Origin of the sequence: Anatilimnocola aggregata (genome assembly GCF_007747655.1) — a bacterium.
Lineage (GTDB): Bacteria > Planctomycetota > Planctomycetia > Pirellulales > Pirellulaceae > Anatilimnocola > Anatilimnocola aggregata.
Map to the genome: position 1 here is coordinate 7,267,367 of NZ_CP036274.1, position 17,873 is coordinate 7,285,239.

Here is a 17,873-nt window from a genome sequence, read left to right on the forward strand (position 1 = left end):
AAATGTCTCGCCGGTTTTTGCTTATCATTCCCACAGCTTCCTTCTGCAAACTTCGCTCAGCGCCACTAGCCTCCACCGCGGCTCACCGCCACAATATCACCATGACTTTCGACGACCGCTTACGCCAGGCAATTGAACGGGGCCAACGCCGCGGGGAAGATACCGCGCGCGAAGCTAAAGCCAAGCAGATGACGGAGGAAGAATTCCGTCGTTTGCACTCGCAACATCGGCTGGCACTTTCCGATTACATCGAAGACTGCGTTCGCCGCCTGCCAAATTTCTTCCCCGGCTTCAACTACGAAACGATGTTCGGCGATCGCGGTTGGGGTGGTGCTTGCTTTCGAGACGATTTTCAAACCGGCGTCAGCCGCTCCAGCACCTATAGCCGGCTGGAAGTGACCGTCCGTCCTTACTCAAGCCTGCACGTACTCGATCTGGCCGCGAAAGGGACAATTCGCAACCGCGAGGTCTTCAATCGCAACTACTTCGAACGGTTGGAAGAAGTCGACATCGATAAATTTCGCACGCTGATCGATGCCTGGGTGCTCGAATATGTCGAGCAGTTTGCCACGCGCACGTAAGTCGTTCACACGGGTTCGCTTTACCGGTCGCACGCCGCACTTGACTTTCACCACTTGCGAACCTGCCATGCTCGCAAAGCTGCAAACCTTCTCGCTCCTCGGCATCGATGCGGTCCCGGTCGAAGTAGAAGTCGACGTATCGCCCGGTGCGCTGCCGAAGACGATTCTGGTCGGACTGCCTGAAGCGGCCGTCAAAGAAAGTCAGCATCGCATTGACCGCGCCATTGCCAACAGCGGCTTCCTGCGGCCCAACGATCGCGTCGTGATCAATTTGGCCCCCGCCGAGCTCGCAAAGTCGGCTGCCTCGTTCGACCTCCCCATCACGCTCGGCATTCTTGCCGGCAGCGGACAGCTGCAATCGGAACTGCTAGAGCAATATGCCGTCGTGGGCGAGTTGTCGCTCGAAGGCACCACTCGCCCAGTGAAGGGCGCGCTCTCCATGGCAATGGCCACTGCCAAACAGCGGGGGCTGCGCGGCTTGATCTTGCCCGCCGAGAACGCGGCCGAAGCGGCCGTTGTGGAACAGATCGAAGTCATCCCCGTCACCAGTTTGACGCAAGCCGTCGGTTACTTAAGTGGCGTCGTCGATATCGCTCCGGTCCCATCGCGCGTGGGAGAACTGTTCGACGAATTGGGCCGCTACGATGATGACTTTGCCGATGTCCGTGGCCAGGAAATGGCCAAGCGGGCCGTCGTGGTGGCTGCTGCCGGATCTCATAATCTATTGATGATCGGCCCGCCCGGATCGGGCAAAACGATGCTCGCCAAGCGCGTGCCGACAATTCTACCCTCACTCACCGCCAGCGAATCGATCGAAACCACTCGCATCTATAGCTCACTCGGTAAGCTCACGCCGGGTCAGCCGCTGCTCGCCCGGCGGCCATTTCGTTCGCCGCATCACACCATCAGCGAGGCCGGACTTGTTGGCGGCGGCAACCCACCGGCACCGGGCGAAATCAGCCAGGCACACAACGGCGTACTCTTTTTGGACGAACTCCCCGAGTTCAATCGCCGCACGCTCGAAGTCATGCGTCAGCCACTCGAAGATGGCACCGTCACTATCTCGCGAGCGATGAATAGCACCACCTTCCCCGCCGAGATCATGCTCGTGGCGGCACTCAACCCTTGCCCGTGCGGCTATAAGAACGATCCACGCCGCGATTGCAATTGCTCGATCCCTCAACCGGAGCTTGATGTACCTTGGCAAGATTTAGGCTCGCCTGCTGCTCACCAAGGCGGTAACTACAGTCAGTTGCTAGCTGATAATAATTCCGAATTTCTTTTCCCCACTGCTTCTTTTCACAGGTCCAACGTAGGCGCACTTGAGCGCCGAGCTGCCTAAACACTTCGCGGGTGCCCAGCCGGTCGTGCGAGAAACTGTCCTCGCACCACTTACGCCAGTTCGCCAGTTCGACCAGCAGCTGGTCAGTGATCGGAGCATTGTCCCAATCGAGCGGCTTGTTCGCATTCTTGGCGTGCAACAGTTGCTCTTCGAGCGCGTCGTATTCAGTGAGCCACTCATTCACAGTGTCGCTGAGTTCGTTGCGAAGCCGCGCGTGTTTGACTTCCAGCAAAAGGCCCTCTTTCCCGATTCGGATTTTTTCACCGAGTACGCGCAGACTCTGTTCCAGTTCTGAGACGGTGTTATCAACTGGCTCATCGCTAAAAAATCGCTCGGGCTTCGGTCGGATCAGCTCGGCTTGAGCTTCGTCAATCTCGGCCTTCATTCGCTCCATGAGAAACGGAAGGATTTTCTCTTCGCGAATCGTGTGATTGCCACACACACTGGCTCCGAATCGTGTTCGGCCCTCGCAGCGGTACTCGGTGTGCCGGAACACTTTTCCGTTGTACTTCTTCTTCACGTCGACGCCGTACATCCGGTTGCCACAGTGATCGCACACAAGCACGCCGGTCAGCACGAAAGGTGTTTCTCGCGTGCGAAGCCGCGCGCTCTTTGCAAAGCTTGCAATGCGATCCTGCGCGGCCTGCCAGGTCTTTTGATCGACGAGCGCTTCGTGGGCATCGTGATGACGAATGACGCCGTCTTCAGTCGGCTTCCAGGCTTGCCGTAGCGGGCCTCTCTCTGGTGCCTCAACTACTTCGCCGTCTTTGTTGAGGATGAAGAACTCGCCGGTCTTTTTCAGGTTGTACGTGAACGTCCCCTTGTAGACTTCATTCTGCAGGATGTTTTTCACCGTCTGATTCGACCAGTGCTTGCCGCGGGGCGGCTTCACTCCCTGCGAGTTCAATTCGTTGGCGATATACAACATGCTGTGGAACTCGCACACGAAGCGATTGAAGATCGACTTCACTACCTGAACCTTGGCGGGATCGCCAAGAACGATCGTTCCTGAATTTTTCTCACCGTTGTTGTAGCCGTACGGTGCGTTGCCGCCCGACCGCTTCCCTTCACTGGCCTTGTTCCGGCGCGTGAGCGCAAGACGACGGCCGAGCTTGCGCGAGAAGTCGTTTCCGCCGTGAATGTCGATCACGAGTTTCAGAACTCGGCCGATGTCGTTCTGGCCAGCGCCAACCAAGTCGTACTTGCCTTGCTTGACGCAGTGCAGCGCCACGACGCCACCATTTTTCAGCGTGAGCAAGTCGGTGAAGACGTCCATTACGCCGGCGCGGCTGAACCGGTCGATGTCGTCGCAGAGGATCACGCGGAAGTCGCCCAGCTCTTTCGCCTCCCGAAGCATGCGATCGAACTGCGGCCGCTTGCCGTCACGCTTCCAACCGCTCACACCTTCGTCGATGTACCAGCGGATGATGATGTAGCCGTTCGCAGCTGCAAACTGCTCGATTTCCCTCCGCTGCTGCGCTAACGAGTTCTCTTGGCGCTCGGTGCCGTCGGCGCGTGTTCCCTTCGTCGATTTGCGGAGGTAAGCGACGGCGGGGATGAGCTTTGGTTTCATTGGATCGCTCGCTCTGTTGTGGAGATTCGGTAATATATATATTACCGAATCCCCTTAAGAACATCCACACGCTTGGAGTCTTGAGCGGAAAGATTTTGGTGCAAATGATTTGAAAATCAGCGGTTGCTGCGAAAAGTGCGGGTAGCCGGGAGCAAATCTCGCCAGATTTTGGCCCAGACTGTGTAGTATATATACTCCACAGTCCACGCAAGACGTTGGGGGTGGTAGATCACCAGCTCAGAGCGAACACGCTGTATATATACAGCGTGTTCGCTCTGAGCTGGTGATCCAGGGGGGTGCTGGCGTAAACCCTTACAGGAAAGCATCTTGCGGATATAGACCTGTGTTTGCCGATTTTCCGGCTCGGATGTGCCATGCAAAGACAGCCGTTTTTTTCTCGGAGTGCGTTACTCGTTTCGCAGGAAGAGCTTGCGTGCATTGGGCTAGCTCCAGCGGCCTTTACTTGCTGGTGTCTAGCAGTATATATACTGCTAGACACAGCCTTAACCGGAGTAGAACATGCCAGTTTCCTATAAAAGCCGCTTCCTTGTCGCCCGACAGGATATCGAAACCGCACTGGATTCGTTGTCTTCGAGGGTTCTGACAGCTGACGTCGTGACTGATCTGCTGAATCAATTCCGCGAGAACTGGCGACTGGGCAATATCGCTCCCTTGGCTTTCCTTCGCCTGCTAGAAGAACACTCCCACCTTCACACAGTCAAATTGCGATTTCCGACTCGCCCCGTAACTCGCCTCGTTTGGAGGGAGGCCAGCGAATTTGAGATTGTGCAGTCTCTAAGCGAGAAGGGGTATTTCAGTCACTACTCGGCGATCTACTTCAACGGTCTAACGGAACAAGTTCCGAAGATATTCTATTTCAATATCGAGCAAGCCGTTCGCCCCGGTGGCGGAACATTGGTTCAAGAGGCCGTTGATCGGGTGTTTCGAGGCAAGTGCCGACAATCATCTCGCATCGCTTCGTTGGGTGAGCGATCAGTGTGCATGGTGAACGGCGGAAACACCGACAACCTCGGAGTCTTCCCAAGGAAACTCGCGGAGTCGACATCTGAGATTCACGTCACCGACATCGAACGGACTCTGATCGATGCGGCCGTCCGCCCTGCGTACTCCGGTGGCGTTCATCAGGTTCTCGCGGCATACAGGGCCGCGAGCAAGAATGTCTCAGTCAATCGACTCGTATCTTACCTACTTAGAATCAACTACACATATCCATATCACCAAGCGATCGGTTTCTATATGGAGCGCGCGGGCTACCGGGCCACACAGATCGAGCTTTTGAACGAGTTCAAAATAGAATTTAACTTCCACCTAGACTACGGACTGAAGAACCCCGACTTCAATTCACGTTGGCGATTATTTATTCCAAAGGGGTTCTAACTGTCGGCACTTCTCTACAACGAAAGCGAAATAGAGTTCAAAGTCGTTGGAGGGCAGTTCCACGCCGGGCAATATCGTGTCAAGTACAGATGGAAAAGCCAAAACGTGAACGTCAAATGTGTCTTTGATCTTGCCGATCCAGTCGAGAGGGACTCGCTTAGCCTCGAACATCTTCTGAACTAAGGAATGAAACTCAGCGGAGCCAAAATCCACTTCCAGGCCGAATTCCGGATGGTTGCAAATCACATAAATATCTGTGAAGTCTTTCGGCCTAGCTCCCGCTCCACGCGATCGCTTAACAATCAAACCATACTCCGGCATCTGCTGACAGATTGCCCTGATCTTTTCGGCGACTAGCGCCGCGGGCGTATAGATTGCGATCTTCAGCCCCTCGAATACTACAAACTTCCGCGATTTGTTGTACTCGTGCTTGCTAATATCTATTTCAAATTTAGTAGACCCATTTGAACCAACTTTCTCACACTCTCTCCTTATTTGCTCTTCATTTCCCTTGAGTCTTTCGTAGTCTTCCGCGCTGATGATCTTGAAGTCAACTGAGTAGCCGCCCCAAAACTCGATCAGCTCTGGATCTTCTTCGACTCCTCTCGGGACTGCTCGGAAGTTGAAATCGATAACGCGGTACTTTTCCCGGGCAAAGCCATCTTCGATTGCTCGCTGAATCCTCTCCCTAAATTCATCGTTCGTCTCGAACTGCTCGTCCATCGATAGATCGAGGTCTAACGAGGAGCGGGTCGATACGTTTAGACCGAGATCGAGAGCGTTACCGCCCTTTAGCACGAGGTTTTCAAGGATAGTGTCGTCAGAGAACAGCGATTTGAGCGCGATGCTCTTGATCTTGCGAATGAAGTCCAATTCGCTCGTACTGACCTTCTTAGCCATTGTAATCTCGCATCGGTTGAAAAGAGCTTGGCATTCTAGTTGACCGATGAAGCATCGGAAACCATGATCTAACTCGCAATCTGCTAAACAGCTTTGAGAACACTACCATGCGCGTTTTCGTCAGTTGGTCCGGCCCCCGCAGTCAAAAAGTCGGCGAGGCACTCAGCAAGTTCATTCGTCGCGTACTACAGCGAACCGAGCCGTGGTATTCGAAGAACAGCATCCGCTCGGGGCGTCTTGCCTACGACGAACTTGTAAAGGCGCTGATCGGAACGAAGTTCGGCATTCTCTGTGTCACCGCGGACAATTGGGAGCGACCGTGGCTGAACTTTGAGGCCGGCGCATTGCTGCGAAGTGTGGAAGCGACGCAAGTCACGCCGTACCTACTGGATATTAAGCCGAGCCAGTTGCAAGCGCCTCTCAACCTGTTTCAAGCGAGAGCAGCTAACCAGAGCGACACGCTTGAGCTGTGTAGGGACATTAACACCGCACTAGGTAGCGACTCGCTTCCGCCCAATGAATTGAACGATCATTTTGAAAAGTGGTGGCCCGAGCTGGAGTCGCAACTTAATGCGATCGAGTCAACCGGCGCTGAGCCGCCGAAAGCTCCTGACGAGAAACAGCTAATACTAGAGATGAGAGAGATGCTGTCGCTTGCCTTATCGCAGAAGCGGCCTGAACATCCTGTAGTGCTGTTGCCAGACACCGTACCGAAGGTAGCCGAAGAGACTTATCTCAGGATGCAAATTCGTCAAAACGAACGCGAACTGAAGAAGCATCAGAATCTACTGAAAGAGGCAACAGATCAAGAAGAAGCTGATCGGGCAAGGAGTAAGATATATCGATCACAGCAAGCAATTGAGCACGCTCAAAATCGACTCAATCTGATTAACAAGGGAACATTAGACTAACGCGCTCGATTATCCAGATCGCAGCCATCGCCCTTTTCGATTACGTCGATTTTGCTCATTGCGGCATTGTCGATGCTCACAGTTGCTCGCACCACTGGCCTATAGCATTCCGGCCGCGGCCATCAAGTTGATTAGCTCGGCGTCGTCCTCGTACTCATCCTCCGTGCCTTCCTCAAACGCGCTCTTCGTTGTCGTGAGGCATCGACAATTCACCCGCTGTTGAGCTGGTAAGCTCCAATGCCCGGGATAGGGAACTAGAAAGCCACCGACGTTGAAGTTCTCGTCCGGCTTCACCGTGACGCCATGCAGGGACAGGTGAGCCGCTCGCACGTCTTTGTCGAGCGTCGCCGACCACGTTTTGCCGGTGATGAGTCCAGCATCGCCGAGCGTCTTGTGAACGGCTGCATGCCCCGCATTCATCAGGCCAGTTGTTTCGGTGCGAGCGATTGCCAGTGCGCGGGCGGCACTCCCCGCGCCCAGCTCTTCGGCAATCAGTTTCGCTAGGTCGCGATTCGTAAGGCCGTCCGCTATGCCGCCTGTAATGAGTTCGGTAAGCCGCTTCTCAGTGGAAGCTTGTATCCCGGCCCAGAACGGCTGAGCTTCCAAGTCGTGCAGGTATTCCTTCAGCAGCTCGAATGCTTCTTTCGGAAGGCCCTTCAGTTTGAGAAGCGATTCTTCGAGTGAGTCATCGGCCTTGTTGCGTTTCTTCGGTTTCGCGTGTCGCCGCAGCTCGGCGAGAGCGGCCCCAGCGATCGTAGTGGCCATCGGCGTGCGAACCGCCTTCAAAAACGCCAGGTGTTCGACGTCGGCGCGGAAGATGAGCGGCACAAGCGCCGCGGTAATTGTGCCGTGCTGACGAACTTCGGCCGCGACGCGCCGGGCTTGGCCGGTGAGAAAGAGGCGAATCGGTTTCGCGAGTCGACGCTCATTAGTGCCGTGCGTTTTCTCGGCTGACATATCACACTCGCTAGTTGCTGAGACTGGCCAGCGTGTACGGGTCGAAACCCTTCATCGGCTCCAGCGCCTCGCGCAGTTCGTCGCCCCCGTCGATATTGGGCAAGCTGAGCACGTTCCGCCGATACTCGTTCGGCGTGACGTAGCCGAGCTGTGCGGCGCTCTGCCAGCGCTTCAGGCTCAACTCCGGATCGTGTGCGACAGCGGGCTCAATCCAAACGGTGAGCCGCTTGTCGTCGGGAGCGAACAGCGGCCCGAGCCATTCAGTCATTGCCTGTGAAAGCAGGGTGAGCAGCGGGTTCACTTTGTTGCTGACGAAGATTTCATCGGCGACGGTGGCAGACGCTCGATTGGCCCCCTCAACTTCGCCCAGCAAGATCGGCGAGACGCCGAAGCCTTGCAGAATTTTGGCCTTCGTGAGCTTGGACGAGTTCAAGAAGTCCATTTCAGCGACGCTGCTGGTCAGCTTCGTGATATTGTCGATGAGCCCGTCTAGTATCAGGGGCTCGCCGGCATTCATCGCCCCGCGGTGCATATTGCGAATGGCCGATACCAGTTCGCGGCGTTGCCATGATTCGAGAATTGGCCGCTCGCCTTGTTCACCGGTCACAGGATCGGTAGGGAGCCGGCCAGCGTGAAGGATGAGCCCGGGCAGCAATCCATTCTCGAAGGCCGCACGCTGAGCGGTGCCGATGGATTCATCGGCGAGCACGGCATCAGCAATTCGCTGCAGCGTGGAAATGCAGCCGAACGGGTCGCAGGGGTCCGGATAGAAATAGTGGGCGATTTGCTCGCCGGGAATCGGGAAGGATCGAGTCGAACCATCGGGCCGAATGTTCCAAACGGTACGACGCCGATCAGTCGACTCGATCCAATGAGTCGGCAAGTGAAAGATGCGATCTTGGCCATTCTCCGACGTCACCCACCACAGCGCCCGGCCGGTCAGTTCTAAGCTCGCGACCGTACAGAACATCAGCGTCCACTGCGTGTGCAGGTCGCTGGGGTCGCTCAGCACGTTTAGCAGCCGGTGCGAAGAGAGCGGCTCGACCGCGTTGCCACCTTTCCTCACAGGCAGCGAACCGGCGCGGTAGCCCACATTGATCGCTTGGCCGGCGACGCGAGTGGCAATCAGCCGCACGGCCGCGAACACCCACCCTTTGTTGTGATCGCACAGTTCGCGCGCACCGCTTGGTGCGGGTCGTGTTTCGCCAATCGTGCCCCCGCTCTGGATGGCGGACAGAGCGGGGGCGACGATGGCAGCTTTTGCATTCGCTCGCAAGGATTCGAGACGTGCAAAAGCTTTAGCGATTGCGGACGACATGGGCGAGCCCTTCATTCTTTGCCGTCTTACGGGCGAACGTAGACGTTTCGGCTTCGATTCGAGCGCGATCGCGGGCCAAAACAGCGGCCAGCGCCTCGCATTCGGCCTGTGAGACAGAGAGCGTTCGCCGCGTCGCTTCGTGTGCAGCTTGCTCGTCTGCGAGCTGTTGCCGCGCAGTATCGAGTCGCAGCAGCAAACGACGCTCACGAGCCGAGCCCTTGAATCCAAACAGCAACCACCGCATGGGCGTTACTCCTTAGAGAGCTTGGCCAGGAGAGCCGACATCAGTTCGTTCTGCCGTTCCATCGCAGCGAGAAAGCGATCCTCGCGCGTGTTGTCAGCTGGCTTCGTGACGGTGATAAAGCTCTTTTTCACCGGCCCGTCCAGCTTCTTTGGCATCGTTCCCTGCGACACGCGAGCGATGCCGGACTCAACGCCACGATTCAGCCAGAACAGCCAAGTCGAAACGTCGACACCGGGAAATGGTCGGCGAGCTGGCGCGATGCTCAGACCGCGGCCTTCGATCCGCTTCCGCGTCGCTACGTGATCGGGCTCATGCAAGGGCTCGATGATGTAGCCCTCGCCGAATTCCAAATCAACGCCGATGCGTTGACCGGGAACTGGTTCGGGGAAGTCCACGATCTTCATGCGGGCGAGCGGTTCCGTTTCGCGGTTCAAATCGAACCGGCCGCGGATTGTTTCGCCAATTGGGCGGAAGTGAAAACAGTCGTTTCGCTTTCCGCCCGTAATCTCGATTTCAAAAACTTTGGCCATCTATCAATCTCCGACTAACGGGAATGGGTAATTAAATTTGGGCCTAGCTTTGGCCGTCCGACCACTTGGCGAAGGCATTGCCATCAGCCACGCGGCCCCCGAAACGGCCCCTGACGATCAGCAGCGCCATGTTCTTCAGCGCCAATTCCTTGCCGCCCATTTCCCAACGAACCTCAAAGCCCTGCCTCCGGTAAAGCCGGTAGCGCGAGAGAGCGCCGAAGATCGCAGTCGCGTTGGGAATGTCACCATTAATTCGGTGCGGCCAGTCGAGCGTGATGTAGCTATTGACGGCGTCCAGGCCGAACACCGGGCGCTGGTCGCGAGTCTGAATCGACGGGTCGATCTGGATAGCCCGGCTGCGACGATAACTGACATCATTCGACAAGAAGGCCGGCCGCATGGCCTTCGAGCGATACTGCTTACCAATTGCGAACATCAGGCCTTCGTAGTCGCTCAACGACGGCGGGCCGCTGCTGCCTTCATCGGTGTTGACGGTGCCGATGCCGCTCGCATTGGCGATGCCCTGCGGCTCGCTGGTGCCGTTGCCGGCCGCGATAACACGATCCAACTCTGCCGACAGCCGCTGACCGACATTCTCGACAAGTTGCCGCCCGACGTCTGCCGCGGCATCGACAAGCATATCCTTGCCAACTTCGATAGCGACCGTGACGGCGTGAATCGAGCTGTTGATGTCGTCGATCAAGTTCGACGTATTGAACACCGAAATCGACGTGCCTTCCGGAGTGCCCCAAATTACTGTCGGATTGCCCACGCTCGCAGCTTCGACGCTGTTGGCACGTGGAACCGGTCGCAGGTCGACGAACGGGAGCAGCTCGCCGCTGAGCAGTGGGAAGGAAATCAGATTGTCGTCGAACCATTCCGGCACAATTTCAGCGCCACCGCTCACAGCGTCATTGAGCACGGCCTTGGCGTTCGAGCCCGGGATGCCGGCCAGATAGTGCGAATGGAACTTGCCGGCCCACGCGTCGCCGTAGCATTCTTCCAGCAGCTCGCGATCGGTTCGGGCGAGCGAGTTGCCGAGCCCGGCCCGCGACGCCAGGTGTTTCAGGAAAGCGCCGGCCTTGGCGTTTTCGTGTTCGCTCGGCTGCATGGCAATTCGGCCGCGCTCATCCTTCACAGTCTCGCCGGTTTTGTTGTGTCGGCCGACCGCTTTGGTCGTGTTGAACTTGCCGTCACCCTTGTTGCCACCGTTCATCGAACCGAAGAGGGCATCGGGCGTGAGTTCGTCGCCGTTCAGCAGCTCGGCGAACTTGGCCGGCGAGAGCTTGCCGCTTTCCACAGCGGACGCGGCTTGAGTTCTCAGGACGTCAGCATCAGCTGCTTCCGAGACGCTGTAGTTCTTAACGAGCCAGTTGCGGAGTCCATTCGTGATCTTCATTTGCAGTTCCTTCTGCTATGTGAAGTCAGAGCTAAGCTCTAACTTAGGGATAAAGTACTAAACTTCTATCAACTTTTTTCGTTGGCGATAGATTGAATTTGCGAGCAGCGTACAAACTGAGCACCAAAGCTTGTGCCGCATCGCCGTGATGAGTGCCACCTTTGGCGGTGCCGCGGTCAGATTGCAGCCGGAAGCCATAATTCTTTTCTGCCACCTTCAGCCCGCTCAGATCGGCCAGCAGCTCATCATGCGGATATAGGTCGATCATCCGTTCGCGGAATGAGTCGAGAGTGGTCGTTGCCATTGCTTGCAGGTTTTGGCCGGTGAAGTGAATGGCTTGGATCGGCACGCCACGCTTCCGCAGTCGCTGCACCATCAGTTCGGCCTGCCAGTAATCCGCGGCGACCGCTGAGAGGCGATATCGCTGGTGAGCTTGGACGACAGCCTCTTCGACTTGTTCGAGGTCGATCTTGCGGCCAGGGCCCGGTTGCCACGTTTGCATATTGAGCAGTCGCAGCCGACCGGTGCCCTCATGGCGAATGAGCTGGTCTTCGCGATGGGGCGCATCGAACACCCCGACGTCAATCATCGCGGCCATTTGCGGCGATAGGTGTCGCTGAGCTTCCGATTTGACTTCGGTATAGCCCACGTGGGCCCCTACGATTGCGAGCCCGGTAGCGTCGCGGGTGGTTGAGAGGTCGAGCCCGGCGACTGAGACGTAGCCCTGCGGTGTTGCGCCTGATGGGCCTGTGAGTGTAAGAGCGTCGCGGAGTTCCTGCTCAGTAAGGGCATCGCCACCGCCACCGGTCCACTGATTGAGCCACAGCCGACGATAGGCGACGAACGGTAGCAGCCGCTCCTGCTCGGCAAGGCGCTCGGGGGTGATCCATTTCGCTTGCGGGCCATCGAGCGAATGGAAGTACCACGACGCGTCGGTTCGGATCGCTTCGCGGAGTGGCCAGACCCAATGCGTTTGAAAGCCGGCGTTGAGGATGCAAACGACCACGCAGTTCGGGCGTTTGGCCGCGGCGCTGATGAGTGACTGCCACAGGTCAGGCTTCGACCAGTGGGAGATTTCGTCGCACACGATGAAGTCGGGTGTGAGCCCGTACGAACTGGCCACGTCGCTGCTGATGATTTCGAGCCGCGATCCGGTGTGCGGGTTCACGATCACGCTGCGCTGCACTTCGAGGCATTGCAGCAGCCAGGGATTAAGCCGCGTGAGCTTGTCGACTGCCTCACGGACGAGCGTCGCTTGATCGTGGTCACTTGCCGCGACGACACCGGTCAGCTTCCGGCGAGCGGCGAAGAGCACCCACGCGGCCGTCACGGCGATGTCATGCGTCTTGCTGTGACCGCGGGGGCGTTCGAGCCATGCCCGCGTGTGCTGGGGTTCGGTTGCGATGCCTGCCAGTCGTCGCCACGCCGGGTCGAGCGCCGCGAAGTCTTGCAGCTGGTAGGGTTCGAGCACATCGCCGAACTTCACCGGTTCATTGCCGGCCGCGTCGATCATCAGGCAGCGTCGGAACTCCGCGGGATCGGCCTGCAGCCTGCGGAGTTGGTCAGTTCGCACGGAAGCTGTCCCTTAACCGCTCGTCAATTCGTTCGCGAGTTGCATGCGGATCGTCTCCATGTTCTAGCACTACGTCAAGGATCGCAATTGCCAGCGATTCCTTGGTGACAGCTTGGTCTACCCAAAGCGAATTGAACTCAGCCATGAGCAGTTCAAGGTCTTCAAAGGTGACCGCAGCGTCTAGTTTCCCCGTTAGTCGGCAGCACGCAGTCGCAATCGCTGGCACAAAGTCATCCAGCGGCTCAAATCCCACTGGCAGTAGACTCCGCCCATAGTCTGACTGCCTCACGAACATGACGTACGCTTTTGACGTGTCCATTAGTTGCTCCCAGGAGAAGAAATTGCAGGGGCATCCGAAATAGTGTCCTGCTGCGCCAGTGTGGCCGGTGAAGTGTAGAGGGATGCGAAGCCCGCGTCCTCAATTTCCAGGTCGAGCAGTTTCAGCACGCGGTCACGTTGGTCGCTTGCGGCCCCTATCTCACGCAGTACCGCCATTCGCTCCAAAAGCTTGAGCCCGGCTTCACCGTCACGCAGCCACCGCGTAAGGAGCTGCGCGCGGCCTTCATGACGAACCGCGGATTGGATTAGCGCGGCCCTGTAGAGCGTGATTGCGCCGTGCTTATCCTTGACAGCATTGGCGACAAACTTCTCGAAAACGCCGAGCTGCCGGCGAATGTACGATGCCCCCTTGGGCAGTGAGCCGATGGCCAGAAACCCATAGGTTCCGTGCGTCGTTCTGTTCCTATTCCCTTTGGGACCGGGCATTTACGTCGTCATCCGTGACTGGTGGCTAAGGGGTCGCGATGGTCAGGTATCAAGTTCCGTGTGCGGAGCGTGTCACCTGACCATCGCAGCGGGGGCCGATCCGTCGAACCCCGCGGGCAAGGTCGTTTTTCAAAAACGGGCTTTCGATTAGTTATTTAATATCTCAGTTAATTCTATATCGATACTAGCAATCGATTCCACAATATCGTCGTCAACTTCAACGTGGTTCCAAGAGAGCACGCGAATGTAAGCACCGGTGATGTGCCCAAGCTTGTACAGAAACTCGTCATGATCGAATTCCTTGCCTGCATCGAACACGGTGCGAGGGAATCCACCCTTCGCGGTGTAACATTGAAGCGAGGTAATGACACCCGATTGCCGCAGTTCTTGAAGAGCCAATTCGATCTTCAACCACTCTTGGCGAGTTGGCGTTAGGATCATCTTCCACTGGCAGACTGGTTTGGGGCGTTTCCAGCCCTGACTGCTCGTGAGAGGCCGATGGCGGTTGGCTCGCATTTCGGGCGTGATCGCGAGAATTTGCTTCGCAAGCTCACGCTGCGCTTGCTGCAATGTAATCGGCCGCGAACCTTTGAACTCGACCGTCGCGATCAGCGTTGCGCGGCTGGCATCTTCGCTGTGCTCGACCGCGACATACTGAATTGCAGCCGAGTCGATTCCTGTGCGATCGGTTGCCCGGTTGATGTACTTCGTGATCGTGGGCAGTGATGCCTTCCGGATATCGGCGACGTAGAACTTTTCGCCGCCATACTTCGCCTGATGCTCGACAAGGTAAGGCACCGAATCCGGTTCGGTCGCCGCGGCCTGTACGAACTGCGAGACGTAGCCGGCCTTGTAGTGATCGTGGCAAACCGAGCATCCCGAACATCCGCATGGGTAGAGGCCGAAGAGGCCCTTGTTCGCATTTTTTGACGCGATACCCACGAAGTAGCCGTGCTTTGGTTCCGGGCATTTCTGTTTGCTTAATCCAGCGTGGAAGTCCGGAAGATTGCCGCTAGCAGCTTGCGAACTTCCCGCCATGTCCGAGTTTTCAGCAGGGGCCCCAATACCCCTGCTGTTAATTCGGACATCGTTCTGCAAATCCGTGTGTTGTTGAGCTTTAGGGCGATCAATCTGCAGCCCTAAAAATGCTTTCGCCGCTTTGAAGTCCAGGCCGCGGCGTTCCTGCAGCCATTCGAACACGTCACCCGTTTTGCCGCAGCCGTGACACTTGAACCGCCCCCGCCCATCACGATTGTCGACGAAGGTCGATAGCGACGGGCTCCGATCATCGTGGAACGGGCAGCACCAGCTATCGCCGCGATGTGGCTGGCCAAGGTCGTGGGTGATGAGCGAGTGTAGGTTGTCGACACTCAAAGCCCCCTGCAAATCGGCAGGAGCGAAGTACAGGTCATTGGGCGAACTTGCCACCACTCGCTTCGGCCGGCCTTCCCACGCAGCCAGGGCGTCGCCTGTGAGCGGGACGAACTTCTTAGCGTCAACCAGGGCACGCTCTAAGTGACGCTTGAAAACGACGTGGTTCGGATCGCTGCAGTGAAGCGCCGAAACATCTTTCGTTGGAAGTGTGAATGTCCGTACGCCGGCTGTGTGACCGTGTTGCAGCACGAACTGTGGGACATCGACGGCGAACTTCTCCCCGGCCTTGTCGTGCTCCTGAATGACGAACACAGGAACTCGAATGTGCTGGACGAACTTCTCCAAACACTTGTAGAGGTTGGCACCGGGAATGCCCAACGACGGGAAGCCATGAAACTTCAGCGTCCAGCAGTCGGTCTCCCCTTCAACGATGATGAGAAAGCCAGCTTTGTGAGCTTCGCTGAGTCTGTCGAGAAAGTAGGGAACGATCTGAAGTGCTGATTTTTTTGGTAGCAACTTGCCGCTGTCGTCGCGGCCCTTGATTGGTACCAGCCATCGCGACTCGCTACCGCTTACACCGTGCCGCACGCGGACGCGGCAGGGGGAGCCGTCCAGCCCCCGATAGAGAATGTGCAGGTGTTGCCCGTTGCGATGTTCGCTTGCGTATTGCAATATATCTTGCTTAGGAAGACGCTTCGAAATAGACACTTTTTCAGTAAGTGTACTTGCATTAGTAGTCATTGTGTGTTCAATTCATCGGTGGTGTAAAACGGTGTTGCGTGCGTGCGGAATCCGCCATAGACTCCGCTCGCATCCGTGATCGAAGGGCTCCCCCAGCAGCTATCCTTGCCTGCTGGGGGAGTTTTTTATTTCTTGGCAGTGTCTGCCTTCGCGACCGCTGCCGCAGATTTGCCGGCAAAAAGCTTGCTCAGGTTTGAGTAGGCGCGGCTCAGGTCGAACACGCTGAAGGCCCGCAGCACGTCATTTTGCTTTTGCATGACGTCAGCGAGCTGCTCGCCGCTGATGAGCCAAGCATCGTCGTCGCCCACGAAGAGATAGGGCCGCGATTCTAGGTCGCAGATCAGTTCTGAGTAGTCCATCGCCTGAATGAAGCGACAAGCACTCTCAGCTGTTTTGTGGCTCGCTCCAGCGCGACGCAGGCCGCTCGCGACACCCGCGGCTAAAAGATCGTGCTCGCTGCAAAGCACAGCGCCATTGCCGGCACCGTTTGCTTGACGAATAGAGGGAATGAAAACTCTACTCGCGATCCATGAGGCCAAAGTCTTGGCCGGTGTACCGGTAAAATTTTCGACGTCCGTGATCGTGAATCCATTCATGACTGGCTCCTTAGTTTTGCCGGGCCAATCCTAGGTTCCGCGGATTCCTTGTCAAGTTCGCTGCAAAGTGCAATCACTGATTGCACTTTTGAAAACATTCGCAGTAGTTGAGCAGTTGTCTGCCGGCCTTAATGCTGTGTCGAGTCGCGGAAAAGACTTCCTCAGATCAAGCGCCGACCCGTCAAATATGCGAAAAACACGGGAAAACTGCACCTTTAGTCTTTGCCAAGGTACGTCAACTTCCGCAAATCGAACGCTACATGGCGAAGATCTCCGGACCGCTCATCGACCGCATCGACCTGCACATGGAAGTTCCCGCCGTTCCCTACAAAGAATTATCTGCCGAGCGAGCCGGCACCAGCAGCGCCCAAATGCGTGAGCAGGTTGTAGCGGCCCGGGCCATTCAGGCGACGCGTTTCACTGGCGTCAACACCCGCTATAACGCCCACATGAGCAGTAGGCTGATCCGCCAGTTCTGCAAACTCACTCCTCCCTGCCAGGAACTCATCAAGGCCAGCGTGAATGACCTCGGGCTCTCTGCCCGCGCTCACGACAAAGTCCTCCGCGTTGCCCGCACCATTGCCGACCTCGAAGCCAGCGACGCCATCGACGAAAACCACCTCAGCGAGGCCATCAACTACCGGATGCTAGACCGGCAAATGTGGACGTAAGGCAGATTATACGGAGTTGCCTTTTTCGATTTTTTCAAATCGATCACAAAGCGCTGTGTTCTGCAGCCAGCTGCCGCGCGATTCAGAATTGACCAAGATATGAGCCCGTGGTGGACGCACCTTCAGCAGTGCTCGATAATTGGTTCCCAGCAGGAATTATTTCGACACCACATGTCGATCCGAGGCGTATTCAAGCGACTAGGAATGTCGGGGATTCGTCGTTTTATTTGATATGCACACTTCACACCTGTGCATTCACGTCCGCCGATTCGACTTCTGTCCTCGTGGGGCGGCGAATCGGCACTCATAGGAGGTCTAATGATGAACGTAAGGAATTGTTGCGTCGCGGGAATGTTGGCGGTTGTCACGGTCGTGGCCGCTGCGAATTTGGCGGTGATTGCCCAAGAAAAGGAACCAAAGCAGGCAGCACAGCCCGATTTCAAGCTGCCACCAGGTTGGACTTTAGAGGACCTGCAAAAGTGCATGGCCGCCGGCACTCCTGGCAAAATGCAAGCCCATCTGACAAAGGGCGTTGGTACGTGGAACGGTAAGACCACGATGTGGATGTTTCCCGATGCACCCCCGATGAAGAGCGATTGCACGAGCAACGTGACTTCGATCCTCGACGGGCGGTTTATCAAGGTGGAAATGAGCGGCGATTTTCCCGGCATGGGCCCGTATCAAGGGCTGGGAACTTACGGCTTCGACAACATCGGCCAGAAGTTCGTGTCGACCTGGATCGACAATCACAGCACCGGAATCATGAGCGGCGAAGGAGAGATTTCAGCCGACGGCAAAACAATGACCTGGAAGTACAAATTCAACTGCCCGCTCACGCAAAAGCCGGCAGTGATGCGCGAAGTCGAAACGATCACCGGTGAAAACACAAAGACTCTCGAATCGTTCATGACCGACCCGAAGAGCGGCAAGGAGTACCGTATGATGCTCGTCGAGCTGACGAAGAAATAGTTCCTTCGCAGCAAGAATCGTGATTGAGAAT

General features: G+C 56.7%; 17 protein-coding genes and 1 pseudogene. 6 read left to right on the plus strand and 12 right to left on the minus strand.

The genetic code is table 11. The annotated features are described in order from the left end of the window. The first annotated feature begins 101 nt into the window (after nucleotides 1–101). The gene (locus ETAA8_RS27470; RefSeq protein WP_145096325.1) at nucleotides 102–581 is read left to right on the plus strand and encodes a hypothetical protein; all 480 of its coding nucleotides are present in this window, start codon (nucleotides 102–104) and stop codon (nucleotides 579–581) included. Beyond that, nucleotides 553–1,923: a YifB family Mg chelatase-like AAA ATPase gene (locus tag ETAA8_RS27475; protein WP_238397586.1), complete on the plus strand. Its 1,371-nt coding sequence runs from the start codon at nucleotides 553–555 to the stop codon at nucleotides 1,921–1,923. Before ETAA8_RS27470 ends, ETAA8_RS27475 begins: the two co-directional genes overlap by 29 nt. Before the next feature lie 394 nt (nucleotides 1,924–2,317). On the opposite strand, the pseudogene ETAA8_RS35455 reads toward ETAA8_RS27475, so the two are convergent. Further along, nucleotides 2,318–3,496: pseudogene (locus tag ETAA8_RS35455) on the minus strand (recombinase family protein); the annotation flags it as partial. Between the two features lie 519 nt (nucleotides 3,497–4,015). Between ETAA8_RS35455 and ETAA8_RS27485 the strand changes: the two are divergent. Beyond that, a complete protein-coding gene (locus ETAA8_RS27485; RefSeq protein WP_145096331.1) occupies nucleotides 4,016–4,894 on the plus strand; it encodes a type IV toxin-antitoxin system AbiEi family antitoxin domain-containing protein in 879 nt (292 codons plus the stop codon). Here ETAA8_RS27485 and ETAA8_RS27490 read toward each other — a convergent pair. Continuing rightward, on the minus strand, nucleotides 4,871–5,794 hold the full coding sequence (locus ETAA8_RS27490) for a nucleotidyl transferase AbiEii/AbiGii toxin family protein (protein WP_145096333.1): 924 nt from the start codon (nucleotides 5,792–5,794) through the stop codon (nucleotides 4,871–4,873). The genes ETAA8_RS27485 and ETAA8_RS27490 overlap by 24 nt on opposite strands. 107 nt (nucleotides 5,795–5,901) lie before the next feature. Between ETAA8_RS27490 and ETAA8_RS27495 the strand changes: the two genes are divergently transcribed. Continuing rightward, nucleotides 5,902–6,705 carry a TIR domain-containing protein gene (locus tag ETAA8_RS27495; protein ID WP_145096335.1) on the plus strand — a complete coding sequence of 268 codons (804 nt, stop codon included), beginning with the start codon at nucleotides 5,902–5,904 and terminating at the stop codon, nucleotides 6,703–6,705. A gap of 99 nt (nucleotides 6,706–6,804) precedes the next feature. Here the strand turns inward: ETAA8_RS27495 and ETAA8_RS27500 are convergent, their stop codons facing one another. The 10 genes from ETAA8_RS27500 to ETAA8_RS27545 all read right to left on the minus strand — a co-directional run bounded on the left by ETAA8_RS27500 (nucleotide 6,805) and on the right by ETAA8_RS27545 (nucleotide 16,202). Then, complete coding sequence (locus ETAA8_RS27500; protein WP_145096337.1) at nucleotides 6,805–7,662, minus strand: phage minor head protein; 858 nt, start codon at nucleotides 7,660–7,662, stop codon at nucleotides 6,805–6,807. Between the two features lie 10 nt (nucleotides 7,663–7,672). Continuing rightward, nucleotides 7,673–8,980, minus strand: coding sequence for a phage portal protein (locus tag ETAA8_RS27505; protein WP_202921302.1), 1,308 nt, complete (start codon nucleotides 8,978–8,980; stop codon nucleotides 7,673–7,675). Beyond that, nucleotides 8,961–9,224 (minus strand): hypothetical protein, encoded by a 264-nt coding sequence (locus tag ETAA8_RS27510; RefSeq protein WP_145096339.1) that lies wholly within the window; start codon nucleotides 9,222–9,224, stop codon nucleotides 8,961–8,963. Before ETAA8_RS27510 ends, ETAA8_RS27505 begins: the two co-directional genes overlap by 20 nt. A gap of 5 nt (nucleotides 9,225–9,229) precedes the next feature. Beyond that, nucleotides 9,230–9,754: a hypothetical protein gene (locus ETAA8_RS27515; RefSeq protein ID WP_145096342.1), complete on the minus strand. Its 525-nt coding sequence runs from the start codon at nucleotides 9,752–9,754 to the stop codon at nucleotides 9,230–9,232. Between the two features lie 43 nt (nucleotides 9,755–9,797). Beyond that, nucleotides 9,798–11,153, minus strand: coding sequence for a phage major capsid protein (locus tag ETAA8_RS27520; RefSeq protein ID WP_145096345.1), 1,356 nt, complete (start codon nucleotides 11,151–11,153; stop codon nucleotides 9,798–9,800). Nucleotides 11,154–11,196: 43 nt separating this feature from the next. Further along, complete coding sequence (locus ETAA8_RS27525) at nucleotides 11,197–12,726, minus strand: terminase large subunit domain-containing protein (protein ID WP_145096348.1); 1,530 nt, start codon at nucleotides 12,724–12,726, stop codon at nucleotides 11,197–11,199. Then, nucleotides 12,716–13,045 (minus strand): hypothetical protein, encoded by a 330-nt coding sequence (locus ETAA8_RS27530; RefSeq protein ID WP_145096351.1) that lies wholly within the window; start codon nucleotides 13,043–13,045, stop codon nucleotides 12,716–12,718. The genes ETAA8_RS27525 and ETAA8_RS27530 overlap by 11 nt, the downstream gene beginning before the upstream one ends. Further along, complete coding sequence (locus tag ETAA8_RS27535) at nucleotides 13,045–13,491, minus strand: hypothetical protein (protein WP_145096354.1); 447 nt, start codon at nucleotides 13,489–13,491, stop codon at nucleotides 13,045–13,047. The genes ETAA8_RS27530 and ETAA8_RS27535 overlap by 1 nt, the downstream gene beginning before the upstream one ends. 147 nt (nucleotides 13,492–13,638) lie before the next feature. After that, nucleotides 13,639–15,537: a CHC2 zinc finger domain-containing protein gene (locus ETAA8_RS27540; RefSeq protein ID WP_202921303.1), complete on the minus strand. Its 1,899-nt coding sequence runs from the start codon at nucleotides 15,535–15,537 to the stop codon at nucleotides 13,639–13,641. A gap of 194 nt (nucleotides 15,538–15,731) precedes the next feature. Continuing rightward, nucleotides 15,732–16,202 (minus strand): hypothetical protein, encoded by a 471-nt coding sequence (locus tag ETAA8_RS27545; protein WP_145096360.1) that lies wholly within the window; start codon nucleotides 16,200–16,202, stop codon nucleotides 15,732–15,734. 131 nt (nucleotides 16,203–16,333) lie between these two features. Between ETAA8_RS27545 and ETAA8_RS27550 the strand changes: the two genes are divergently transcribed. Next, a complete protein-coding gene (locus tag ETAA8_RS27550) occupies nucleotides 16,334–16,873 on the plus strand; it encodes a magnesium chelatase subunit ChlI family protein (protein WP_145096363.1) in 540 nt (179 codons plus the stop codon). 318 nt (nucleotides 16,874–17,191) lie between these two features. After that, the gene (locus ETAA8_RS27555) at nucleotides 17,192–17,842 is read left to right on the plus strand and encodes a DUF1579 domain-containing protein (protein ID WP_145096366.1); all 651 of its coding nucleotides are present in this window, start codon (nucleotides 17,192–17,194) and stop codon (nucleotides 17,840–17,842) included. Nucleotides 17,843–17,873: the final 31 nt, after the last annotated feature.